This window comes from Bacteroides fluxus YIT 12057, from assembly GCF_000195635.1.
Taxonomy (GTDB): Bacteria; Bacteroidota; Bacteroidia; order Bacteroidales; family Bacteroidaceae; genus Bacteroides; species Bacteroides fluxus.
The window spans coordinates 47,866-55,025 of sequence record NZ_GL882613.1 but is presented as its reverse complement, the minus strand read 5'-3'; the positions used below and the strand labels follow the sequence as shown (position 1 = coordinate 55,025).

Below are 7,160 nucleotides of genomic sequence, written 5' to 3'. Positions count from 1 at the left end.
TTCAGTAGTAAAATTGTTGTTTCAGTAGTTTTTTGTATGCTGTCCGATGACGAAAACGAGTCTATGGAAGGAGTTTTGGCTGTGTGTATTTTGTGTTTTTTGTGATGACAGGATGGGATATATATCAAAATTCCGGCAGTATTGTCTTGTTACTGCCGGAATTTTGATATATATGTGTCCGTGAATTATAACCTCGCTGCTATACCGTTATGAGTGTGAAGAAAAATATTTCAGGAACTGCGTGCGCTCGAATGTATTGACTCCCTTCGGGTCGTTTACATTCAGGATGCCTTTGAACTGATTGATATTTTTCATTCCTTGGCGTTCCATCCATGAATCGAGGAAACGGGTGTATTCCGAAATAACCGAGTAGGAATTCTGATAAAGCACGCTGCATATTTCGACTGCGGAAGCACCCGCCAATATTGCTTTGACAACACCTTCCGGTGAATGGATTCCTCCTGATGCGGCATAATCCAGTTTGCCGACAGACGCGGATGCAATGCCGATCCAGCGCAAGGCTTTCGCCAAGTCCGCTTCATTGCTGAATATATTGCCTGATATCTGGGTCAGCTTTTCAATATTGATATCCGGTTGATAGAAACGGTTGAACAATACGACTGCGGCTGCTCCATTGGCGTACAGCTGGTCGATGAGGGCGATAGGATTGGTCAGATTATCCCCCAGCTTCATGATTACGGGAATCTTGACCGTTTTCTTGATATGGCTCAGAATGTCGATATGGCGTTGCTCAAAAGAACCGTACGTGTATTGCACATCCGTCTGCAAAGCCAGAATATTCACTTCCAACGCATCGGCGCCCGCTTCTTCTATCTGTTTCGCAAAGTCAATCCAGTCTGCATCCTGGTAACAGTTTATACTGGCAATGACAGGAATGTCGCAGAGTTGCTTGCTTTCTTTGATCAGATTCAGATATTCACCTAATTTATGTTGGCGGATATAGCCTACGAGGTAATCACTGCCTTCGGGATACATATTGGGGTCTCCCATCCAGTCGGCCTCCATCATGATTTGCTCCTCGAAAAGTGATTTGAGCACGATGGCACCTGCACCTGCTGCAGCCAACTTCTGATTTTTAGCGGCACTGTCTGTAAGCCCGGAACTGCTGACAATAATAGGGTTCTTCAGTTTCAACCCTGCAAAAGTAGTTTCTAATGTTGCCATGATAATGGTGATTTAATGATTAATAGTTTCTTTCTCCAAAAATTCTGCTTCCTACACGTATCAGAGTACTTCCGGCATCGATAGCTTCGTGATAGTCGTGAGACATTCCCATAGACAGTTCCCGGAATGATTCTTCATGGGCGAACCAGCTTGATTTCACTTCCTGGAAGAAGCTGTCTAATGAACAAAATTCAGCCTTGATTTGTTCGGTATTGTCCGTGTTTGTGGCCATTCCCATCAGTCCGCAAATCCGAACATGCGCAAGGTCTTTCCATTCACCGGATGCCAGCATCTCGCGGCACTCTTCAAAGCTGAATCCGAATTTGGTTTCTTCGCGTGCAATGTGCAGTTGAAGCAGGCAATTCACGGTTCTGCCCATTTTCGCTGCCTGTCTGTTGATTTCGACAAGCAGCTTATAGGAATCCACCCCATGAATCAGTGCTACGTATGGAACAATGTATTTTATTTTATTGGTTTGCAGATGTCCGATGAAATGCCATTCTATGTCTTTAGGAAGGCTTTCGTACTTGGCGGTCATTTCCTGCACCTTACTTTCTCCGAACACACGCTGCCCGGCACGATACGCTTCTTCTATCGCCTCATTGGGGTGAAATTTGGAAACAGCTACCAGTCGTACCCCTTCAGGCAGTTCGCTCAGTACTTGTTTTAGATTCTCTGCAATCATCTTTGTTGAATTATAAATCGTGATTAATTTACACTTCCGGTTTGTCATCCGGTTCGGCGCTGTACGGATATACATCCATAATGGCTGTCTCTGCCACTGAAGCAATCTGATAGTCGGCCATAGTGCCTTTCATGCCTTCATCCAGTTTCTTCACGGCGTCGCGCAGGTCGGCAGCCTGTACCAGTACCTGGGTAGATGTTTTCTTTTCAGCGCCACTTTTTTCATCGAGGGTGATGAATACTAATTTGCATTTAAACCAGCGGTCCGCAGCTTCTTCCTCACTGGGGAATAGTTCGCTGTAGTTGGCGCGTTTGATGTCCGATACGGTAAATTCTCCGGAAATGAAAGGAGTCATCTCTTCGATGATACGTGCTTCTGCTTCCGTAAAGCTAAGCGCATCTACGAGATAGGGTTCAGTTACTTTCTTTTGCATTCCGTTTTCCATTGTTTTCTCATAACGGATTTTGCATTCAAACCATGTATGCATTGCCATAATTTTCTGTTTTTTTAAGTTGATAGTTGCTGCAAAGATAATGTTTACTGATTAGAAACCTTCTAATTTTCGGGAACATTTTTTGGAGACGTAAGTACCGCCGGGATTATGTTAATATCGTGTCGGCAGGAAGTTAACATCGTGCAAACACGATATTAATATTTTGTGCTACACGATATTAATGTTTTGTATTAGGGTGTTTCCTTGATGTCTTTCCATATGTTTTATAGCATGTTTAACTATTGTTTACATATTGCCTTCTCTTATTGTTTTGATATTCACCTATATTTGAAATGGAAAAATGAAATATTATTCCAAATATGGAAAACAAAGGCGAAAATATGGAAAAACAGGATGAAAACTATAAAGTGCCTAATCTTGAAAAAGGGATTGCGGTACTTGAATATCTTTCAATTGATTCTGTAGGCAAAAATTTGCAAGATATAAAAAGGGAACTTGATATTTCGCAAACAACGGCTTATCGTATTTTGAATACATTGGTACGTCTGGGCTATTTGATTTATAATGAGAGTACTAAATGCTATAAATTATCGCGAAAACTACTGTCGTTGGGTTACAGGTCGTTGCATGAACATAATTTGCTTGAAATCGTATTGCCTCATTTACGCAATCTGCGTGATCAAGTGAAAGAGACCGCGTGTTTTGGAGTATTAGGTGATAAAAAGGGTATTTTTATAGAGCAGGCTCAAGGCTATCACACTTTCCGGTTTATTCTTTCGCCCGGTAAGCCTTTTGAATTGCATTGTTCGGCACCCGGTAAGGCGATAATGGCTTATCTGCCGGAGAGTGTGCGCGACTACTATTTGTCTCAAATGGAATTTGTGCGTTATAATGCCCGGACCATCGTTACCCTTGAGGCTTATTTGAAAGAGCTGGAAAAAGTAAGGAAATTGGGCTATGCAATGGATAATGAGGAAGAACTGAGTGGAGTGGTCTGTATCGGTGCACCTATTTTTAACTATACCGGTTCTCCTTGCGGGGCTATTTGGATTTCCGGCCCCAAAGACCGGCTGACCAAAGAAGTGGTACGTTTTTCGGCCGAGTGCATTAAAGAGACGGCACAGGTCATCTCCCAAGAATTAGGATACTGTTTAAACCAAGAGAAATAAATCTATATCGTTACTATGAAGAATATACTCAATATTACATTGAAAGGCTTGATGGCGGTTGTCTTTACTGGTATTAGTAGCACATCTTTCGTCTTAGCCGGAACACCTCCCTTTTTTCCTACCGATATCACTCTGAGTGCGAAAGGTGAAATTGTCATGACGGAAAAAGGAATGAACCGAATCAGTCTATTTTCGCCCGATGGAAAAAAGCAACTTCGTTCGTTGCCGGTGGACGAACCGCCTACCGGTATTCTTTTGGATGGAGATAAAGCTTATGTCACCACTACTGCCAACACCGGACACTTGCAAATATTATCTTTAAGTTCCGGAAATAAGGAGGCTTCTATAGTGACGGGGTCGGGAGCGTGTTCGCCCATCTACGGCCCGGACAAGAAATATATATATGTATGTAATCAGTTCCAGAATACAGTCTCGGAAGTCGATCCCGGCAATCGGAAGGTTGTACGTACCGTAAGTGTTTTGCGTGAACCCAAATCTGCCATATTCAGCAAGGACGGACGATATATGTTCGTTACCAACTTCTTGCCTGCGCAGCGGGCTGATATGGATTATGTGGCGGCATGTGTCTCTGTCATTGAAATGGATAATTTCACTAAAGTAAAAGATATCAGGCTGGCAAACGGCAGTAATGCGTTAAGAGGAATATGTATTACTCCGGACGGCAAGTATATTTATGTATCCCACAATTTGGGACGCTTTACGGTTCCTACCTCGCAGTTACAGCAAGGGTGGATGAACACGAGTGCTTTCAGTGTGATAGATGTTGCCAGGCAAGAATTTCTCGGTGCCGTTGTAGTAGATCAGCCCGAACAGGGGGCGGCGGGAATATGGAGTATCGGATGCAACGACAAATTTCTTTTTATCAGTCATTCCGGCACTCATGAAATCAGTGTTATCGACCATCAGGCTATGCTGGATAAGTTCTTGAACTATCCGGACAAGGCTATGCTCGATTATGATTTGAGATTCCTCTATGGTTTGCGGAAATTTGTTCCGCTGAAGGGCAACGGACCGCGGAAAATGATTATGGACGGTGACAGACTTCTGGTTCCGACTTATTTTGCGGATATTTTGAATATAGTGGATATCAATACCCATGAGGTTACTTCAGTCAATTTGAATCCCGACCGGGAAGAAAGTGCTGAAAACAAAGGAGAAAGATTTTTCAACGACGCGTCACATTGTTTTCAGCAATGGCAGAGTTGCAACGGATGCCACCCGGGAGATGCACGCACGGATGGGATGAACTGGGATTTGATGAATGATGGAGTAGGCAATTCAAAGAATTGTAAAAGTCTGCTGTTCAGTCATCCTACCCCGCCCAGTATGATATCGGGTATTCGTGAAACAGCAGAGCATGCCGTACGTGCAGGGTTTAAATTTATCCAGTTTTTTGATATAACAGAGGAAGACGCGGTTTGTGTAGATGCTTATTTAAAGTCTCTCCGTCCGGTTCCAAGTCCTTACCTGGTAGATGGAGAATTGTCTGAGCTGGCAAGGGAAGGGAGAAAGGTTTTTGATAAACTCAAGTGTGGAGAATGCCATAGCGGTACTTATTATACCGATTTTAAAATGCACCGTATCGGTGATGACATTGAATTTGAAAAAGGCTGGGATACTCCTACCTTGCGCGAAGTATGGCGTACGGCTCCTTATCTGTTCGACGGGCGCGCGGCTACCATGCATGAAGTGTTCGATGTGCATAAGCATGGTATAGATAAAAAGGTTTCAAAGAAAGAAATCCGGGCACTTACTGAATATGTGAACTCATTATAACTTCATAAAAAACACACAAAAGCATGAATTACTGCGAAAAAATTCACTATGCGATATATACCACAGGCGTAGATAGCTTCGAACTAATGGCGGATGCCCTGTTGGCGCAACTTCCGCAAGACGGGCATATCTTGCGGTTGGTTTTCTTTGGTACTCCTGTGGATAATGCCCAGTATGTAGCCCGTCGTGCCATATTGCATGACAAAGTGCGGGAACTGTTCGCTGACTGTCGCCCTGTGTTGAGCTATGTGTCTCAACCGGCGCTGGATGGCAAGTTGACGTTGGAGGTGCACAGTTATCGGGCGGACGATACAGACCGTATTGATTACCGTATGAATAATGGTTTTCCATACGTTGTGCTGGAAAATCCTGACGGGCGTTTTCTCTTTGCAGGAGGTTTTCACTGCGATATCATGACTTTCAGTATTCAGCAACAATCCGTAGAGGTTTTCCGGTTGGTTAGCGAGGTCCTTCACCGGGAAGGTTTCCCGATTGAGAATATTATTCGCCAATGGAATTATATTGAGCGGATTACAGAATTTGAGGGATTCGACCAGCACTACCAAATGTTTAATAACGTGCGAAGCAACTTCTATAAACAGGCTGCCTGGAGTAATGGGTATCCTGCCGCGACAGGTATCGGCACTAATCTGGGTGGAGTGCTGGTAGATATCGACGCTGCCGTATTTACCCGCCCCGGGTGTTTTGCGACTCCTATTGACAATAAACTGCAAATTGCGGCTCATGCTTACTCGGCCGAAGTTCTGGAGGCTGCCCATGAACAAAAGGCAACTCCCAAATTTGAACGGGCCAAGAGCATGACCTTCGATGGCAGGAAGCTTATTTATATATCGGGCACAGCGGCCATTCGTGGAGAAGAAAGCTTGACTGATGTAGGCTTTGAACGTCAGCTCCATATCACTATGGAAAACATAGCTCAATTGATTGACAGGGCACAACTGAAAATGCTACGTGTATATCTTAAAGAAAAAAAATATTATAAGGAGGCGCGTGAACTGTTGAATAACTACCGGTTAAACATTCCTATAGCTTATATGTGCGCCGATGTATGCAGGAATGAACTGCTTATAGAGATAGAAGGGATAGCTATCGGTTAAAAATCATTAATCATTTAAAAGATAAGAACATGAAGAGAAAAATTACAAAATCAGTAACTTTAGGGGCACTCCTGTTTTCAATGGTCGCCTGTACAGGCAAAACATCGTCAACGGAATCGACTTGTTGCGGTGATTCAGCGCAATGCACAACAGAATGTAAACAATCAAATAACAAAAAAGAAATGACTTATTCAAAGAAGTACACAAATGCCGATTTTTATAAAGACGGCAAGTTTCAACAAGATGTAGCGATGGAAGCAATGAAAGACATGTTTGCTTTCTATGATGTTCCTTTCACAGACTTAATGGCTAAAGAAATGTGGGTTACCGACTTCGGCCTGGGAGATTTTGAAAACGTGGGTATGGGAGGAATCTTTTGGGTGAATGATGTGGAACATGGATATTTTGCTCACGCCATTTATCTGCTTCCGGGACAAATGATTCCTGAACACGCCCATGTAAAAACCGAGTACCCCGCCAAACATGAATCATGGATGGTTAATAAGGGATGGGCATATAATTTCTCGGAAGTGGGCGAAGAAACTCCCGATGCGCCTGCAATCCCCGCTACTCACGGTGCCGTAAAAAGCAAAAACTTTGTTGTGCAGAAAGTCGGAGAGGTGCTTCCGCTTAAAAAGATAGAGACATTCCACTTTTTGATGGCCGGACCGGAAGGTGCCATCGTAGATGAATGGGCTACCTACCACGACAACGGCGGATTACGCTTCACAAATACAAAAGCTGCATTATAA

Annotated in this window: 7 protein-coding genes; 4 read left to right on the top strand and 3 right to left on the bottom strand. The window is 43.6% G+C overall.

The features are described 5' to 3' along the window. Positions 1-207 precede the first annotated feature (207 nt). From HMPREF9446_RS03075 to HMPREF9446_RS03065, 3 genes are read right to left on the bottom strand one after another with little or no spacing between them, the layout of a single operon-like run. Positions 208-1,185, bottom strand: a complete 978-nt coding sequence (locus tag HMPREF9446_RS03075) for a dihydroorotate dehydrogenase-like protein (RefSeq protein ID WP_009123943.1) — start codon at positions 1,183-1,185, stop codon at positions 208-210. 19 nt (positions 1,186-1,204) lie between these two features. Next, a complete protein-coding gene (locus tag HMPREF9446_RS03070; protein WP_009123942.1) occupies positions 1,205-1,870 on the bottom strand; it encodes a YggS family pyridoxal phosphate-dependent enzyme in 666 nt (221 codons plus the stop codon). Positions 1,871-1,898: 28 nt separating this feature from the next. Continuing rightward, positions 1,899-2,363: a DUF4494 domain-containing protein gene (locus HMPREF9446_RS03065; protein WP_009123941.1), complete on the bottom strand. Its 465-nt coding sequence runs from the start codon at positions 2,361-2,363 to the stop codon at positions 1,899-1,901. Between the two features lie 320 nt (positions 2,364-2,683). Here HMPREF9446_RS03065 and HMPREF9446_RS03060 point away from each other — a divergent pair, with 320 nt between their 5' ends. From HMPREF9446_RS03060 to HMPREF9446_RS03045, 4 genes are read left to right on the top strand one after another with little or no spacing between them, the layout of a single operon-like run. Then, positions 2,684-3,493, top strand: coding sequence for an IclR family transcriptional regulator (locus HMPREF9446_RS03060; protein ID WP_009123940.1), 810 nt, complete (start codon positions 2,684-2,686; stop codon positions 3,491-3,493). Positions 3,494-3,544: 51 nt separating this feature from the next. Next, positions 3,545-5,290 (top strand): cytochrome D1 domain-containing protein, encoded by a 1,746-nt coding sequence (locus HMPREF9446_RS03055; RefSeq protein WP_087943532.1) that lies wholly within the window; start codon positions 3,545-3,547, stop codon positions 5,288-5,290. Between the two features lie 23 nt (positions 5,291-5,313). Then, on the top strand, positions 5,314-6,408 hold the full coding sequence (locus HMPREF9446_RS03050) for a chorismate transformation enzyme, FkbO/Hyg5 family (protein WP_009123938.1): 1,095 nt from the start codon (positions 5,314-5,316) through the stop codon (positions 6,406-6,408). Positions 6,409-6,437: 29 nt separating this feature from the next. Beyond that, positions 6,438-7,160 carry a cupin domain-containing protein gene (locus tag HMPREF9446_RS03045; protein ID WP_039968363.1) on the top strand — a complete coding sequence of 241 codons (723 nt, stop codon included), beginning with the start codon at positions 6,438-6,440 and terminating at the stop codon, positions 7,158-7,160.